The sequence below is a fragment of the Oerskovia sp. 140933 genome (assembly GCF_059651515.1).
The window spans coordinates 17022-32979 of sequence record NZ_JAMXIO010000037.1 but is presented as its reverse complement, the minus strand read 5'-3'; the positions used below and the strand labels follow the sequence as shown (position 1 = coordinate 32979).

The 15958-nt window shown below is 74.2% G+C and carries 14 protein-coding genes; 7 read left to right on the top strand and 7 right to left on the bottom strand.

Annotated features, from left to right (window positions below; all coding sequences use genetic code 11):
* Nucleotides 1-76: 76 nt before the first annotated feature.
* Both xylB and xylA read right to left on the bottom strand, forming a co-directional pair.
* Nucleotides 77-1552, bottom strand: a complete 1476-nt coding sequence (xylB, locus tag NHG27_RS16230) for a xylulokinase (protein WP_497016985.1) — start codon at nucleotides 1550-1552, stop codon at nucleotides 77-79.
* Between the two features lie 11 nt (nucleotides 1553-1563).
* Nucleotides 1564-2745 carry a xylose isomerase gene (gene xylA / locus NHG27_RS16225; RefSeq protein WP_193718163.1) on the bottom strand — a complete coding sequence of 394 codons (1182 nt, stop codon included), beginning with the start codon at nucleotides 2743-2745 and terminating at the stop codon, nucleotides 1564-1566.
* A gap of 98 nt (nucleotides 2746-2843) precedes the next feature.
* On the opposite strand from xylA, the gene NHG27_RS16220 reads away from it, so the two are divergent.
* Together NHG27_RS16220 and NHG27_RS16215 are read left to right on the top strand one after the other, a co-directional pair.
* Nucleotides 2844-4160 (top strand): ROK family protein, encoded by a 1317-nt coding sequence (locus NHG27_RS16220; protein WP_497016984.1) that lies wholly within the window; start codon nucleotides 2844-2846, stop codon nucleotides 4158-4160.
* 136 nt (nucleotides 4161-4296) lie between these two features.
* Nucleotides 4297-5070, top strand: a complete 774-nt coding sequence (locus NHG27_RS16215; RefSeq protein ID WP_193718161.1) for an ABC transporter ATP-binding protein — start codon at nucleotides 4297-4299, stop codon at nucleotides 5068-5070.
* Between the two features lie 92 nt (nucleotides 5071-5162).
* Here the strand turns inward: NHG27_RS16215 and mgrA are convergent, their stop codons facing one another.
* Complete coding sequence (gene mgrA, locus NHG27_RS16210) at nucleotides 5163-6206, bottom strand: L-glyceraldehyde 3-phosphate reductase (protein ID WP_193718160.1); 1044 nt, start codon at nucleotides 6204-6206, stop codon at nucleotides 5163-5165.
* A gap of 146 nt (nucleotides 6207-6352) precedes the next feature.
* On the bottom strand, nucleotides 6353-8629 hold the full coding sequence (locus tag NHG27_RS16205; RefSeq protein ID WP_497016983.1) for an LLM class flavin-dependent oxidoreductase: 2277 nt from the start codon (nucleotides 8627-8629) through the stop codon (nucleotides 6353-6355).
* Between the two features lie 117 nt (nucleotides 8630-8746).
* Here NHG27_RS16205 and NHG27_RS16200 point away from each other — a divergent pair, with 117 nt between their 5' ends.
* Complete coding sequence (locus tag NHG27_RS16200) at nucleotides 8747-9265, top strand: MarR family winged helix-turn-helix transcriptional regulator (RefSeq protein WP_321575184.1); 519 nt, start codon at nucleotides 8747-8749, stop codon at nucleotides 9263-9265.
* A 5-nt stretch (nucleotides 9266-9270) separates the two neighbouring features.
* On the opposite strand, the gene NHG27_RS16195 is transcribed toward NHG27_RS16200, so the two are convergent.
* On the bottom strand, nucleotides 9271-9915 hold the full coding sequence (locus NHG27_RS16195) for a hypothetical protein (protein ID WP_497016982.1): 645 nt from the start codon (nucleotides 9913-9915) through the stop codon (nucleotides 9271-9273).
* A 64-nt stretch (nucleotides 9916-9979) separates the two neighbouring features.
* A complete protein-coding gene (locus NHG27_RS16190) occupies nucleotides 9980-11002 on the bottom strand; it encodes a beta-ketoacyl-ACP synthase III (RefSeq protein ID WP_193718156.1) in 1023 nt (340 codons plus the stop codon).
* A 187-nt stretch (nucleotides 11003-11189) separates the two neighbouring features.
* Here NHG27_RS16190 and bsh point away from each other — a divergent pair, with 187 nt between their 5' ends.
* Nucleotides 11190-12137, top strand: a complete 948-nt coding sequence (bsh, locus tag NHG27_RS16185) for a choloylglycine hydrolase (protein WP_497016981.1) — start codon at nucleotides 11190-11192, stop codon at nucleotides 12135-12137.
* Between the two features lie 73 nt (nucleotides 12138-12210).
* On the opposite strand, the gene NHG27_RS16180 is transcribed toward bsh, so the two are convergent.
* Entirely contained in the window at nucleotides 12211-13095 is an 885-nt protein-coding gene (locus NHG27_RS16180) for an alpha/beta fold hydrolase (protein ID WP_497016980.1), read from the bottom strand.
* 84 nt (nucleotides 13096-13179) lie between these two features.
* On the opposite strand from NHG27_RS16180, the gene NHG27_RS16175 reads away from it, so the two are divergent.
* From NHG27_RS16175 to NHG27_RS16165, 3 genes are all read left to right on the top strand, one after another.
* A complete protein-coding gene (locus NHG27_RS16175; protein ID WP_193718153.1) occupies nucleotides 13180-13572 on the top strand; it encodes a hypothetical protein in 393 nt (130 codons plus the stop codon).
* A gap of 9 nt (nucleotides 13573-13581) precedes the next feature.
* Complete coding sequence (locus NHG27_RS16170; RefSeq protein WP_497016979.1) at nucleotides 13582-14178, top strand: hypothetical protein; 597 nt, start codon at nucleotides 13582-13584, stop codon at nucleotides 14176-14178.
* 79 nt (nucleotides 14179-14257) lie between these two features.
* Entirely contained in the window at nucleotides 14258-15856 is a 1599-nt protein-coding gene (locus NHG27_RS16165; protein ID WP_497016978.1) for a Na+/H+ antiporter, read from the top strand.
* Nucleotides 15857-15958: the final 102 nt, after the last annotated feature.

Here is a 15958-nt window from a genome sequence, read left to right as displayed (position 1 = left end):
CCAGGCGTGTCGCACAAGAGCTCCGCACTCGACAGCTCCGCACTCGGCGGCTGCCCTCCGGCCGTGGCGCCCGACCTCAGGTCAGGTCGCGCACCGCCGCGTACCGCGCGCGGATCCCGGGCTCGGGCTCCGCGTCGTAGCCCGTGCTCGACGACGTCTCCCACCGGGGGGCCTCCGCCTCGCCCGACAGCACCCAGGCCGCCTGGCGAGCGGCGCCGTCGGCCACGTACTCGCCCGGCTCGGGGACCGTGACGGGCAGACCGAAGACCTGCGGCGCGATGCGCCGCACCGCCTCGGACTGCGCGCCCCCGCCGATGACCTGGAGCCGCTCGACCGTGACGCCCTGCGCACGCAGGGCGTCGAGGCCGTCGGCCAGGCCGCACAGCATGCCCTCCACGGCGGCCCGCGCCAGGTGCGCGGGCGTCATGGTCGCGAGGCGCATCCCGTGGAGGGTGCCGCTCGCGTCGGGCCGGTTGGGGGTCCGCTCGCCCTCGAGGAACGGGACGAGCACCAGGCCGTCGGCCCCTGCCGGCGCCTGGAGCGCGAGCCGGGACAGGCCCGCGTGGTCCACGCCCAGGACCCGCGCGGTCGCGTCGAGGACGCGGCTCGCGTTGAGGGTCACCCCGAGCAGCAGGTAGTTGCCCGTGGCGTCGGCGAACCCGTTGACGAGCCCGCTCGCGTCGGCCGTGGGGGACGACGCGATGGCGGACACGACCCCCGAGGTCCCGATCGAGACCGCGACGTCGCCCGCCCGCATGCCGAGACCCAGGGCCGCGGCCGCGTTGTCCCCGGCACCGGGGCCGATCAGGGCCCCAGCGGCCACCCCGGCCCCGGCCACGCCGCGAGCCGCGGGCCCGGTGGACTCCCCCGGTCCGAGGACCCGGGGCAGCGCGACGTCGGAGCGTCCGAGCGCGAGCTCGAGCAGGTCGGCGCGGTACGCACCGCGCCCGCCGTCGGCCGAGGCGTCGAAGTAGCCCGTCCCGGACGCGTCGGAGCGGTCGGTCACGAGCGCGCCGAGGTCGGGCTCGAGGCCCTCGCTCCGCGGACCGTAGCCCGCGATGCGCCACGTGAGCCAGTCGTGCGGGAGCGCGACGGCCGCGACGCGCGCCGCGTTCTGCGGCTCGGCGTCACGCAACCAGCGCAGCTTGGTCACGGTGAGCGACGCGACGGGCACGGACCCGACGGCCTCGGCCCACGCCTTGGCCCCGGCCCCGGGGTCCCCGTCGCCGAGCTCACGGACCAGGTCCTGCGCGGCACCGGCCGAGCGGGTGTCGTTCCACAGGAGCGCGGGACGGATCACCTCGCCGTCGGCGTCGAGCACGACCATGCCGTGCTGCTGCCCGCCCACGGCCAGGGCCGCGACGTCGTCGAGCCCGCCCGCGACCTCGGCCGCGGTCCGGAACGCGACCCACCACGCGTCGGGCGAGACCTCGGTGCCGTCGGGGTGGGACGCCGAGCCGGAGCGCACGAGCGCCCCGGTCCGTGCGTCCCGGACGACGACCTTGCACGACTGCGTCGAGGAGTCGATCCCTGCGACGAGAGCGCTGGTCATGAGTTCGCCCATCAGCCGATCAGGTGCTTGAGCGCGAGCTGGTTGAGGCGCACGAAGCCGAAGTCGCGCTCCGCGGCGGCCTCGACGTCGAACTCCTCGTAGGCCGCACGGTCGGCGAGCAGGTCCGCGACCGTCTCGTCCGCGCCCAGGGTGCTCTCGCCGAGCTCGAACACGCCCGCGTGCTTGAACGCGGCCTGGACCTCGGGGTCGGCCCGGTACTCGGCGGACTTGCGCGCGAGCATCGAGTACGTCTCCATGTTGGCCTTGGCGGAGTCCCAGACGCCGACCTCGACCTCGGTGCGCGAGGGCTTGTAGTCGAAGTGGCGGGGGCCCTCGTAGCGGGGTCCGCCGTTGGGGAACCCGTTCTCGATCAGGTCGACCGTGAAGAACGCGGAGAGCAGGTCGCCGTGGCCGAACACGAGGTCCTGGTCGAACTTGATGGACCGCTGGCCGTTGAGGTCGATGTGGAAGAGCTTGCCCGCCCACAGGGCCTGTGCGAGGCCGTGCGTGTAGTTCAGGCCCGCCATCTGCTCGTGGCCGGTCTCGGGGTTGAGGCCCACGATGTCGCCGTGCTCGAGCTTCGCGATGAGCGCGAGGGCGTGCCCGATGGTCGGGAGGAAGATGTCGCCGCGGGGCTCGTTGGGCTTGGGCTCGAGCGCGATCTTGATGTCGTAGCCCTGGTCCTTGATGTACGCGGCCGTGAGGTCGAGGCCCTCGGCGTAGCGCTCGTGCGCGGAGTGGAGGTCCTTGGCGCCGTCGTACTCGGTGCCCTCGCGGCCGCCCCACATGACGAAGGTCTTGGCGCCGAGCGAGGCCGTGAGGTCGACGTTGCGCAGGACCTTGCGCAGCGCGTAGCGGCGGACGCCGCGGTCGTTGGACGTGAGTCCGCCGTCCTTGAAGACGGGGTGGCTGAAGAGGTTGGTCGTGACCATCTCGATGGTCAGGCCGGTCTCGTCGGCGGCCTTCTTGACGTCGCCGAGGAGCTGCTCGCGGGTCGCGTCGTCCGAGCCGAAGGGCACGACGTCGTCGTCGTGGAACGTGAAGCCCCACGCGCCGAGGTCGGCGAGCCTGCGGACGGAGTCGGCCGGGTCGAGGTGGGGGCGGCTGGCTCCGCCGAACTGGTCCTGCCCGGTCCAGCCCACGGTCCACAGGCCGAAGGAAAAGTTGATGTTCTGGTCGATCGCGTCAGCCACGACAGTCTCCTCGTCGAGATGGGCCGGCTCCGTCGTCGAGAGCAGGCGTCATTTGTTGTACGGATGAACTTATGCGCTCCTGTCGGTAAGGTCAAGACGTGAACCGCGACGAGGCCTCGACCAGCAGCAGGACGCCAGCCCGAGGGCGCTCGACCGCCGCCCGCCAGCACACCCTGCGCGAGTACAACCTCGCCCTGGTCTCCCACGCCCTGTTCGACGCGCCCCGCCCCCGGTCGCGCGCCGACCTCGCCGCAGCCACCGGGCTCACGCGTGCCACGGTGTCGGTGCTGGTCGACCAGCTCATCGACGCCCGCCTCGTGCGCGAGCTCCCGCCCGTGACACCACAGCGCGCGGGCCGCCCGGCCGTCCCCCTGACTCCCGCCGAGCGCACGATCGTGGGGCTGGGCCTCGAGGTCAACGTCGACTACCTGGGCGGGACGGTCCTCGACCTCACGGGGCAGGTCGTCGCGCAGGAGGTCGTCCCGGGCGACCTGCACGGCAGCGACCCCGCCGAGGTCCTCGGGCGCCTGGGCGCCCTGGCCCGCCGCCTCGTCGAGGAGGTCGAGGCCCAGGACATGCAGGTCGCAGGCGCACGGCTGGCCCTGCCCGGCCTGGTCGACGCGCGCGCGGGCCGCCTCCAGGTCGCGCCCAACCTCGGCTGGTCCTCGTTCCTGCCCGTCCCGCTGCTCGGCCTGCCCGAGCGCCTGCCCGTCGAGATCGCCAACGAGGCCAACCTCGCGGGCCTCGCCCAGCTCGCGGCGCCGGCCGACGCCGCGGGCCCGGCCGGCACGCGACCACGGTCCGGCGAGCCGTCCGGCGACCGTCCCGGCAGCACGCCCGACGGCGCCGCTCCCCCCGTGCCGTCGTCGTTCCTGTACGTCTCGGGCGAGGTGGGCATCGGTTCCGCGATCGTGATCGACCGCGAGCTCTTCCTCGGCAACCGCGGCTGGAGCGGCGAGATCGGGCACGTCGTCGTCGACCCGAACGGGCCCCGCTGCCTGTGCGGGGCCACGGGCTGCCTCGAGCAGTACGCGGGCAAGGACGCGATGCTGCGCGCGGCCGGCATCGCCCTGGACGCGCCCATCGAGACGTTCCTCGACGCGCTCGAGGCGGGCACGCCGTCGGCCCTCGCCGCCGCGGTCTCCGCGGGGACCGCCCTGGGGCGCGCGCTCGCGAACTTCGTCAACCTCGTCGACATCGAGACCGTGCTGCTCGGCGGCATCTACACCGACCTGCTGCCCCACCTGCGCGACGCCGTGACGACCGAGCTCACCACGCGGGTCCTCGCGTCGCCGTGGACCGAGCTCGACCTGCGCCCCGCGCTCGTCGCGGACCACGCGGCCATGGTCGGCGGCGCGCGCACGGTGCTGCGGGACGTGGTCGCGGCACCGTCGGCCTGGACGACGGGCGACTGACGGGCGGGCCGCACGCCCGGCGGCCGGTGTGACCCGCGCCGCACCGGCGACCGGGAGAACGCGGGTACCGTCGTTCGTTGGACCACCGGGGCCACCTCGCCCCGCAGCGGTTGACCCACCCTCGGAAGGACCGAGCATGACGAGCACCCACATCCTCCAGGCACGCGACCTCTGGGCCGGGCACGGTGGCACGGACGTCCTGCGGGGCGTGTCGATCGAGCTCGCGGCCGGGCAGGATCCCGTGGGGATCGTCGGCCCGTCGGGCGTCGGGAAGTCGACGCTGGTGAGCGCGCTCCTGGGCGAGATCAAGCCGTCGAGCGGGACCGTCACGTGGGCCGGGCGGACCGTGACGCGCCTGGGCCGCCGCGACAAGAAGCTCTTCAAGGCCGCGGTCCGGCGCGTGTCGCAGGACGGCCTGCCGGGCACCGACCCTGCCAGCACGGTCAAGCACGTCCTCAAGTCCGGGCTGACCGACGCGCGCAAGGGCGGGCGGCCCTCGGGGCAGTCGATCGAGGACCTGCTCGACCTCGTGGGCCTCGAGCACCGCTACGCCGACCGCCCGTTGCGCACGCTGTCCGGTGGCGAGCGCCAGCGCGTCGCCCTGGCCCGCGCGCTCGCGACGCGCCCCGACGTCCTGCTGCTCGACGAGCCCCTGACGGCGCTCGACCCGACCATGCGCGGCGAGATCGCCGGCCGGGTCAAGGACACGGCCAGGCAGCTCGGCACGGGCGTGCTCCTGGTCTCGCACGACCTCGAGCTGGTCCACCGCATGACGTCGTCGGCGCACCTGCTGGTCGACGGCGAGTTCGTCGAGTCCGGTCCCCTGCAGCAGGTCCTCGCCGAGAGCGAGCACCCCGTGGTCCGTGAGCTGGCGGAGGCCGCGCCGCTCGCGGTCCAGCGCTGGAGCTGAGTCACCCCGCGAGGTGCCGAACCCGAGGTTGGTCGGGCACCCGCGTCACGTTGCCCGACCGACCTCGGGTTCGGCAGCCGCCGACCAGCGGCTCAGCGCGTCGTGCCGTCGACCGCGTGCGGCTCGATCGCGGCGACCTCCTCGGCCGTGAGCGGCGGGGCCTCGAGCGCGGCGACGTTGTTCTCGAGCTGCGCGACGCTGCTCGCCCCGACGAGCGCCGACGTGATGCGCTCGTCGCGCAGGACCCAGGAGAGCGCGAGCTGCGCGAGCGACTGCCCGCGCCCGGCCGCGATCTCGTTCAGGGCGCGAGCGCGCTCGAGGTACGTCTCGGAGATCGCGGTGGGCTTGAGGAAGTGCCCGACGGCGGCGCGCGAGCCCGCGGGCACCTCGCCCGACAGGTAGCGGTCCGTCAGGAGCCCCTGCTGGAGCGGCGAGAAGACGATCGTCCCGATCCCGAGGTCCTCGACGACGTCGAGCAGGTTCTCGCCGTCCTCGTGCCCGGCCTCGGGCAGCTCGACGTGCCGGTTGAACATCGAGTAGCTGGGCTGGTGGATGAGCAGCGGGGTGCCGAGGTCGGCCAGGATCTGCGCGGCCTCTCGCGTCTGGGACGGCGAGTAGTTGGACACGCCGACGTACAGCGCGCGCCCGCTCACGACGGCCGTGTGCAGCGCTCCCATGGTCTCCTCCAGGGGCACCGTGGGGTCGAAGCGGTGCGAGTAGAAGATGTCCACGTAGTCGAGGCCCATGCGGGCGAGCGACTGGTCCAGCGAGGACAGCAGGTACTTGCGCGAGCCGCCGTCGCCGTAGGGGCCGGGCCACATGTCGTACCCGGCCTTGCTCGAGATCACGAGCTCGTCGCGGTAGGGGCGCAGGTCGCGCGCGAGGTGGCGCCCGAAGTTCTCCTCGGCCGAGCCGTAGGGCGGGCCGTAGTTGTTCGCGAGGTCGAGGTGCGTGATCCCCAGGTCGAACGCGCGGCGCAGGATCGCACGTTGGTTGTCGAACGGGTTCACGTCCCCGAAGTTGTGCCACAACCCCAACGACAGCGCGGGCAGGGCGAGGCCGCTGCGGCCCGCGCGACGGTAGGACATGGACTCGTAGCGGTCCTCGGCGGCGAGGTAGCGGGGTGCGAGAGGCATGGTGCCATTGTGCACCCGAGGCCCCGGGCCACGATCTCGGCCGGCTGCCCGAGCACCTCCCCCACACGGCGCGCAGGTGGCCCCACGATCCCCCGCCGGACGGGCACGGTGCGCATCGCCCCGCGCTCGTCCGACGTCCAGGTGTCTCAGCCCTCCGCGGGCGGGATGGGGAAGTTCGCCGAGAACACGTTGGCCGGGTCGACCTGGCGCTTGAGCCGGCGCAGGCGCGCGAGCGTGGGCTCGGGGAACGCCTCGCCCAGGCGCTCGGGACGCGTGTCGGTCTCGAACGACAGGTACAGGCCGTCCGTGTGCGGGTGCACCAGCTCGTCCCACGCGCCGTCGATGCCGACGGGTCCTCCGCGCGACCCGAAGGCCGCGACCGAGAAGTTCTGGGTGCGGTGCGCGTACGCCGTCGCGTCGGCCGCGACGTCGTTGACGGCGCCGCCGACCGCGCGCAGCTGGAGGAGCTGCGCGCCGCCACCGGCGAGGAAGGCCGCGAGGTCGCGCGCGGCGCCCCGGTCGACGTGCTCGATCAGGCCCGAGCGCGAGCCGGGCTCGCCGCCGCCCGTGTGCTGGGCGTCGGCTCGGCGCACGATGCCCGAGTAGGGCGTGAGGACGGCCTGGTGGTCGAGCAGCCGGGCCGCGTCGGCCAGCTCCTCGAGCGCGCGGATCGCAGCGCCCGTGTCGTCGTCGGCCCACACGGTCATGAGCTGGGCCATGGGGCCTCGCCCGCCCCGCGCGGCGCTCATGTGCAGGAAGCTCGTGAGCTCGCGGGGCGCGGCCTCGACGGTCGCGGCCCACCGTTCGACGAGCCCGGCGGTGTCGGACGCGTCCAGGACCATGATCGAGTAGACGAGGTCGGTCACGGGCGTGGCCTCGACGTCGACCCAGGTCACGACGCCCAGGTTGCCGCCCGCCCCGCGCAGGCCCCAGAACAGCTCGGGGTCGTGCTCGGCGTCGACGACGCGGACCTGGCCGTCCGCGGTCACGATCTCGGCCGCGACGACGTGGTCGATCGTCAGGCCGTGCTTGCGGCCCAGGAGCCCGACGCCGCCCGTCGTCGCGATACCGCCGACGCCCACGCCGCCCGAGTCGCCCGAGCTGATCGCGAGCCCGTGCGGGGAGAGGACCTCGGCGACCTGGCCCCACGTCCCGCCGGCACCGAGGCGCACGCGGTGGGTGCCGTCGTCGGGCACGTGGACCTGGTCGAAGGCGCCGACGTCGATCAGGACGCCGCCGTCGTTGGTCGAGCGGCCGCTGATGCCGTGCCCGGCCGAGCGGACCGCGAGCGGCACACCCTGCTCCTGGGCCCAGACGACGGCCTCGGCGACCTCGTCGCTCGTGCGGGGGCGCAGCACGATGCCGGGCGAGCCCGAGCGCATGTAGGTGTGGCGGACCGCGTCGTACGCCCTGTCACCGGGCTCGACCGCGCGCTCGGCCAGCGCTGCGGGGACCGACCCGTAGTCGATGCCCTCGCGGCGCGCCGCGAGCGCCAGGGCCCCGCGGCGGCGACCGGCGGGAGCGGTGCCCGTCGACCGGCGCTCGGCCGCGACGAGCTCGCGCAGCGCCGGGCCGACCTCCTCGCCGAAGGTCTGGATGTCGCGCGGGTCGTCGGTCGCCAGGATGAAGCCGGAGACGCCGTCCTCGAGCGCGAGGGCACCGAGCTCCTCGACCCACTGCTCGGGCGGCCCCTGGAGGTGGCCGAGCCGGCTCGCGGAGAACCGGCCGTTGAGGTTGACCATGCGGCGGACCGCGCTGGGGTCGCGCCCGGCACCGAGCGCGGCCTCGTCGATCACGGCGTTGCCCTGGGCGAGGTCGCCGGGCTGCAGGTAGGACATCGAGGGCAGCCAGCCGTCACCCTTGCGGCCGATGAGGCGCTGCATGCGGGGCTTGACGGCGCCGATCCAGATGGGGATGTCGTGCGCGGGGGCGGGGCCACGCTTGGCGCCGTCGACCTGGTGGTGCGTGCCGTGCACGCGCAGGGGCGTGCGGTCGCTCGTGTCCCAGATGCCGCGGATGATGTCGAGCGCCTCGTCGAGGGCCCTGACCGCCTCGCCCGGCGTGAGCCGCGGCGCGCCCATGGCCTCGATCGCGTCCCAGAAGGCGCCCGCGCCGAGCCCCAGGGCGAAGCGGCCGCCCGAGAGCAGGTCGAGGCTCGCGGCCGACCGGGCGAGGACGGCCGGCGGGCGCAGCGGCAGGTTGTGCACGTTGGCCGCGACGTGCACGCGCTCGGTCGCGGCGGCGACCCAGGTCATGAGGGTCCACGCGTCGAGGAACGCCGGCTGGTAGGGGTGGTCCTGGAAGGTCACCAGGTCCAGCCCTGCCTGCTCGGTGACCTGCGCGAGGCGCACGGGCGCCTGGGGATCGCTGTTCTGCGGGGTCAGGAAGGTCCCGAGGATGAGGTCGTGGCCGTAGTCCGTCATGCGTGCGCGCTCCGTGTGCCGCGGTGGGCGGCGGTCGTCTCCAAGATCGTCTGAATGACAGACGATATCACCAGCAACTCATCTCGATGGCAGACCATTCCGGTGTATCCTTGTCCCGTGACTCTCGCGACACCCGATGCCACCCGCTCCCCTCTCGGCTGGCCCCTGGCCGCGCTCCTGCGCGGCTGGAGCGCGCGCGTCGATGCGCTCGCCGAGGACCTGCCCGACGGGACGCGCTGCTACCAGGTGCTCTCCGCCGTCGTGCACGACACCCCGCCCAGCCAGGCCGCGCTCGCCGCGCGCCTCGGCATCGACCGGACCGTCATGACGTACCTGATCGACAAGTACGTCGAGTGCGACCTCGTCGAGCGCCAGGCCGACCCCACCGACCGCCGGGCCCGACGCATCGTCGCGACCGCCAAGGGACGCGAGGTCCTCGCTGACCTCGACGCCCGCGTCGCCGCAGCCGAGGAGGACCTGCTCGGCGGGCTCGACGCCGCCGACCGCGCGACGCTGCGACGCCTGCTCGACCGCGCCGCCGACGGGGCCGCCCACGACGAGGACCGGTGCGCCGTCGTCGTGCAGGGCATGGACGCCACGTCCTCGGCACGAGCCCGCCCACGCCCCGCGCGATAGCCGGGTCACGACGCCGCGGGCGCCTCCTCGCCGATCGTCCGCCGCGACAGCAGCGCCGCGACCAGGAAGCACGCCGCCCCCACCAGCGTGCCGAGGTTCGCCCAGAACGCGCTCACGAGCGAGCCCGTCTCCGGCACCACGTACGCCCCCACGGCCGACGCGGCGAACGCGACCGACCCCACGAGGTTGAGCCAGGTCCCGTGCCACGTCCGCGCGTCCCTGTCCCACAGGTGACCGCGGTCCCTCGTCGCGAGCACCGCGAACGCGCTCGAGACGAGGAACGCGACCGACCCGTACGCGTCGGGCCGCCAGCCCGCGCCCAGTCCCGCAGGGTCGGCGATCGCCGCGCCCAGCGCGGCCGCCGTGCTGACGTTGAAGAAGAGGGTCCCGGCGAGCTGGACCGCCGCGGCCCACCAGTCCCAGCGGTCGGCCGGGCTGGTTCCCCGGCGGGGAACGCGGCGTCCGCTCAGGCTGAGCTGGACCGCCGCCGCGAGCGTGAAGAGGACCGAGCCCCCGCAGAACGTCACACCGACGACGACGGGTCCCACGGCCTGCGCGTAGAACGGCACCGCGCCGACCAGGAAGCACGCCGAGCCCAGGACGAACCCCCACGCCTCGCGGCGCAGGCGGACGCGTTCCTCACGAGCCATGCGCCCAGCGTGGCACGGCGGCGCGCGGCCGTCCCCGGATGCGCCGGCGAGGGCGCGGACGACCTCAGCGCGTGGGCGTCTGCACGACCTGCCCGGCCCAGGCGAAGCCGCCGCCGAACCCGATGAGCAGCGCGGGGACCCCGGCGGGGATCTTGCCCGCGTGCCACCACTTGGACAGGCCCAGGGGGATGCTCGCGGCCGAGGTGTTGCCGGACTCGGTGATGTCGGTGACGACGACCTTGTCCTCGAGGCCCAGCGCCTTGGCGAGCGGCTCGATGATGCGCAGGTTGGCCTGGTGCGCGACGAGCACCTCGATGTCGTCGAGCGTCAGGCCCGACCTCTCGACCGCGGCGCGCGCCCGGTCCGCCGCGCGCGTGATGGCCCAGCGGAACACGGCCCGACCGTCCTGCACGAACTTCTCGTCCGGCGCCTCGATGAGCACGGCCGGGGTGAGCTCGGGCTCGGATCCCCATGCGACCGGCCCGACCCCCGGGGTGTCGGTGCCCTGCACCACGAACGCCCCCGCGCCGTCGGCCGTGAGGATGCACGTCACGCGGTCGGTCCAGTCGGTGAAGTCGGTGAGCTTCTCGGCGCCGATGACCAGGGCCGTCGTCGCGGAGCCCGTCCGGATGGCCTGGTCCGCGAGCGCCAGGGCGTGCGCGAACCCCGAGCAGGCGACGTTGACGTCCAGGATCACGGGCCCGACGACGCCGCGCAGGTCCGGCGCGTCCTCCTCCTCCGGCGTGGACTGGCCGGGCATGACGCCCGTGCGCAGGTTGTACGCCACGCGGCCCGCGGTGTTGGGCGAGCGGTCGCGCGCCGTGGCCGTCGCGACGATGACCATGTCGACCTCGCTCGGCGCGACGCCGGCGTCCTGCAGGGCGTGGCGTGCCGCGGCGGTCGCCATGTCGGCCACGGTCTCGTCCTCGGCCGCGACGTGGCGCGTCACGATCCCCGTCCGGGACCGGATCCACTCGTCGTTCGTGTCGACCAGCTGCGCGATGTCGTCGTTGGTGAGCGTCCGCTCGGGCTGGTGGTGGCCGATCCCGACGATGCGCGAGCCGGCGGCTCCGGTGAGGGTGAGCATGGGTCGATCATTCCCCCGGGTGGGCGGATCGACCAAGTCGCCTGTCTCGACGTCCCCGACGGGTGCGCGTGAGCCCCGCTGAGCGCGATCGGCTCCCAAGCACCACGATGGGAAGGACGGGGGCACGACGCGGCGGTGCGACGAGCCGCGTCCGCCGCGAACTTGCATCGACGACGGGAGCAGCGCTATGTGCACGGGAATCCGGTTTTCGGACGGTCAGGGCAACGTCTACCTCGCACGGAACCTCGACTGGACGAGCGGGTACGGGGAGCAGGTGGTGATCACCCCCACGGGCTATGCGCCGCGGTCACCGTTCGGCGCGGTGCGCAGCATCGAGCACGCGACGATCGGCATGGGCATCGTGGAGGAGGACACGCCGCTCTACTTCGACGCGGGCAACGACGCGGGCCTGGCCGTCGCCGGGCTCAACTTCCCCGGGTACGCGGCGTACGCCCCGGGTCCCGTGGACGGCGCGGTCAACGTCGCCGCGTACGAGTTCCCGCTGTGGGTGTGCTCGCAGTTCGCGAGCGTGGACGAGGTGGAGGCCGCGCTCAAGGACGTCGTGATCGTCGACAAGCCGATCAACGACAAGTACCCGAGCTCGTTGCTGCACTGGGTCATCGCCGACGCGGACCGGGCGATCGTCGTGGAGCACACGAGCGACGGCCTGCACGTCTTCGACGACGACGTCGACGTCCTGACGAACCAGCCCGGGTTCGCCTGGCACCACGAGAACCTGCGCAACTACCTCAACGCCTCCCCCGAGTTCCCTCAGGAGACCGTGCTGGGCAAGGCGCACCTCACGCCGTTCGGCTCGGGTTCGCACATGCGCGGGATCCCCGGGGACTACTACTCGCCCTCCCGGTTCGTCCGCGCCGCCTACGTCAACGCCCACTACCCGCCCAAGGGGACCGAGGAGGAGAACGTCAGCCGGGCGTTCCACACGCTGCAGCAGGTCGCGATGGTCGACGGCTGCGCCGCGATGGGATCCGGCGAGTTCGAGATCACGATCTACACCGGTCTCTTCTCGTCCAGGACGACGACGTACTACTGGAACACCTACGACGACCCGGCGGTCCGCAGCGTCGCGCTGGCCGACCACGCGGCGGACGGCGAGAAGCTCGTCCTCGCCTAGGCGAGAGGGCCGGAGGACGGGCGCCGTGCGGTCACGGCGCTCGCCCTCCGGTCGCCCGCCGACCGCCGGCCGGTCAGCGCGCCTCGACCTCGGCGAGCAGCCCGTCGACCAGCCCGAGGAACGTCACGGGGTCGTCGCGGCGCACGTTGTGCCCGGCTCCCGCGACCCGCACGACCCAGACCGCGCCCGCCAGGACGTCGGCCGCGCGGCGTGCGCCGTCGTCGGAGACCAGGGAGCCGTGCGCCTCCTCGCCCGCGACGACCACGACGGGCGCCGCCCCGTCGAACGCGACCGGCCAGTCCCGTGCGGTCCACTCGTGCGGGACCTCCAGGAGCCGGGGCGAGACCGCCTGCTGCGCGCGCGCCCACGGCTCCGACTCCTCGGGCGACCACTGCGGGTAGCGGGCGCGGAACTCGGCGGCGAGCTCCGCCGTCGGGCGCCCGCGGGCCGCGTCGATGCCCGGCGCGAGGAACACGGGGCGCCCGCCCTCGTCGTGCTCGGCGTCGAGGACGCCCCACGCCGGGTCCTCGAGGACCAGGCCCAGGACCAGGTCCGGGTGCCGCAGCGCGAGCTCCTGCGCGGTGAGGCCGCCCATCGAGTGCCCGACGACGACCACCGGGCGCCCGAAGACCTCCCGCACCGTGCGGGCCGCGTCGTCCGCGAGCGCCGCGAGCGTGAACGGCTCGTCGGGCACGTCGGAGCCGCCGTGACCCCGGGCGTCGAGCGCGAGGACGTCGCGCGAGCGCACGAGGTGGCGGACCGTGCGGGGCCAGCACTCCCCCGAGTCGGTCACGCCGTGCAGGAGCAGGACGGGCGGGGGCTGCGGGGCGTCGTGGGCGGGGGACGGGGTCGCCGTCCTGTACAGCCTCCAGGCGTTGTGGCCCGTGCGGCCCGTGGTCGGGGTCGCGCCGGGGTCGGCGGGGGCGGGGACGTCGGTGTCGGGGTGGCTGCGGTGCACGGGTAGATCTTCGCCCCGGACCAGGGCCTGGGAGAAACCGGTGCGGGTCTGGCGGGATCCGGCGGGGCTTGGCAGACTGCTGCGATGCTCGACGACGAGAGCTCCACGGCCCCCGAGGCACGACGCGCTCCTGCCTCGGTCCACCCGGTCCGGCGCGCGGTGCTGCTGGCCGCCGCGGCGTGCGTGGCGCTGGCCTGGAGCGCGACGCTCGAGGTCGTGTGTGCAGCGGCAGGGGGTGGGGCGGGCGGCTCCGTCGTCGCGACTCCTCCCTGCCCGGCGCAGGGCGTCCGGGTGGGCGCGGCGCTGGCGTCGGCGGGTGTGGTCGCGCTGGGGCTGGCCCTGCTGCTCGTCGCGCGACGCCAGGCATGGGCGAGCCGGCCCGGTGCCGAGCGCCTGCTGTTCGCGACGTACGCGGTCGTGACCTGCGCGGCGGTCGTCGCGGCGTTCTTCTCGACCGGGTTCTCCCCGACGATCTAGGCTGCCCGGGTGTCGAGCGTCCTGCGGTTCCACGGTCGCATCGCCGGGTGGGGCACCGCGTCCGGGACGCGTGTGGTCGTCGGCAGGTGGGACGCGTCCCCGTTCGGGTCGTTCGCCGACGTCATGGTCGAGCGGCCCGACGGCGAGCGCGTCCTCCTCGCCCCGTCGCACCACGTCGCGGACCTCGTCGCGGCGACCTACCGGTTCGACCGGGTCGACGTGTGCCCGGTCGCCGTGTCCGACGGGTGGCACGTGGTCGCCGGGCCGCTCGAGGCGTGGGTCGACGTGGGGCGCCGTACGGCGCTCGGCCGCCTGCTGCGCGGGCTGCCCCGGCCGGTCGCCACCTCCCGGCACGCCACCGTCCTCACGGACCCCGTCGCCAGGGTCCTGCTCCGCGGGGTCCGGACGCGCGGGAGCGCGGGGCCGGGACGCGTCGAGCACTACGGCGCGACGGACGTGCACCGGATCACGGCCGCACGGGCCTCGTGGGCGGGCGACCCGCTGGGAGACCTGCGCGACGTCGACCCGCCCGTCCGGTTCGGGTTCGGCTCGGTGCCGCGACGGCCGACCGTGACGGACGTCGTGACGACCATCGTCGAGCGCTGACGCGTGCGCGGACCCGCACGGTGCCGGATGATCGGTGCCATGCGCTCCTGCGGCGGGCGGTGACCGCGAGGAGGAAGCCGTGATCGGTCTCGAGCTCGTCGTAGTCCTCGGAACGGTCATCGTCGTGTGCGGGGTCCTCGCGCGCCGCGCCCGCGTCGCGCCCCCGATCCTGCTGCTCGTCGCGGGGATCGTGCTCGGGTTCGTGCCCGCGCTGCGTCAGGTGCACCTGCCGCCCGAGCTCATGCTGCTCGTGTTCCTCCCGGTGCTCCTCTACTGGGAGGCCATCACCATCTCGCTGCGGGAGATCCGCGCGGCGCTGCGCGGGATCGTCCTGACGAGCACCCTCCTCGTCGTCGTGACCGCGGCGGCCGTCGCGACCGCCGCCCACGCCCTGGGCCTGCCGTGGGGGCCCGCGTGGGTCCTGGGTGCGGCGGTGGCCCCGACGGACGCGACCGCCGTCGGGGTCCTCGCGCGCGCCCTGCCCCGGCGCACGGTCACGGTCCTGCGGGCCGAGAGCCTCGTCAACGACGGCACCGCGCTCGTGCTCTACGGCGTCGCGGTGGGCGTGACCGTGGGCGAGGAGACCCTCGGCGCGGGACACGTGACGTGGCTGTTCGTGCTCGCGTACGGCGGCGGGATCGTGGTGGGTCTGCTCGTCGCGTGGCTCGCCGTCCAGGCCAGGCGCCGCATCGACGACCCGCTGCTGGGCAACGTCGTCGTCCTGCTCATCCCGTTCACGGCGTACCTGCTCGCCGAGCTGATCGAGGCGTCCGGGGTGCTCGCCGTGGTCGTGTGCGGGCTCGTCATGAGCCAGGTCGGGCCGCGCATCGGACGCGCGGCCACGCGGCAGCAGACCGTCGCGTTCTGGTCCGTCTCGACGTACCTCATCAACGCGTCCCTGTTCGTGCTCGTGGGCCTCGAGGCGCAGTCCGCGGTCCGCAACCTGGTCTCCGAGGACCTGGTGACGGCGGTCGTGGGGGTCGTGGTCGTGTGCGGGGTCATCCTCGCGGTGCGGTTCGTGTTCCTCGTGGTCTCGGCGTACACGATCCGCTTGGTGGACCGCCGTCCCTCCCAGCGTGCGCGGCGCGTCACGAACCGGGCCCGCGCGGTGAGCACGGTCGCGGGCTTCCGGGGCGCGGTGTCGCTGGCCGCTGCGCTCGCCGTGCCCACCACGCTGAGCTCGGGCGCACCCTTCCCCGACCGCGACCTCATCGTGTTCATCACGAGCGGCGTGGTCGCGACGACGCTCGTGGTCCAGGGCCTGCTGCTGGCCCCCACCATCCGGTGGGCGCGCCTGCCCGACGACGACGGCCTCGCCTCCGAGCGTCGCCTCGCCGACGAGACGGCCGCCCAGGAGGCGCTCGACGCGCTCCCCGACGTGGCCGCGACGCTCGGGACCGACCCGTCCGTGGTCGACCGGTTGCGCGGGGAGTACGAGGAGCACCTCACGCTGCTGCGGGCCCGGAGCGCCGAGGGCGCAGAGGGCGACGACCCCGCGGTGCTGCGTCTCGACGACGAGTACATCGAGCTGCGCCTCGCTCTCCTGGCCCGCAAGCGCGAGACGGTCGTGCGCCTGCGCGACCAGCGCGCGATCGACGACACGGTCCTGCGGCAGGTGCAGGCGCGGCTCGACCTCGAGGAGATCCGGCTGAGCCGGGGAGACCCGGCACCCGGGTGAGTGGTCATCGTCGCCTCGATCTCGCGGGAGAATGGAGAGCTGGGTGCTGCGTCCCGCGCGGATGCGCCCCGCCCCCTTGACCTCGATCGTGCAGGAAACTGC